The following is a 360-nucleotide window of genomic DNA, read 5'->3' as shown; positions in this document are numbered from 1 at the left end:
ACAAAGCTTAAATAGACTGAAGTGAAAGAAGCCGAAGGGCTTCTTTTTTAATATTCAGGCTCGCATTTAGGTCCCGGCCGTGACGCACGCCGCAGGATGGACACTCCCACACCCGGACAGCGAGATTTTTTGCATCCTTATGCTGATGTCCGCACCATGAGCAGAGCTGGCTTGATGGGAAGAACGGATCGACTTTTATGATCGTCCGTCCGTACCACTTCGCTTTGTAAGCGAGCATTTCGTTAAACCTCGACCATGACGCATCGTGAATCCCCTTGCTTAATTTTTTGTTTTGGACGAGATTCTTCACTGACAAATTCTCCACTGCGATCACTTGGTTTTCATGAACGAGCCTGGTCG

At 48.3% G+C, this 360-nt stretch carries 1 protein-coding gene; it reads right to left on the bottom strand.

Annotated features, from left to right (window positions below):
- Nucleotides 1–7: 7 nt before the first annotated feature.
- A partial coding sequence (locus L2D08_RS23685; RefSeq protein ID WP_242238016.1) for an RNA-guided endonuclease TnpB family protein occupies nucleotides 8–360 on the bottom strand: 353 nt, incomplete at its 5' end.

It is taken from the genome of Domibacillus sp. PGB-M46 (assembly GCF_022668875.1).
In the GTDB taxonomy this organism is placed as follows: domain Bacteria; phylum Bacillota; class Bacilli; order Bacillales; family Domibacillaceae; genus Domibacillus.
This window is presented reverse-complemented; position numbering and strand designations above follow the sequence as displayed.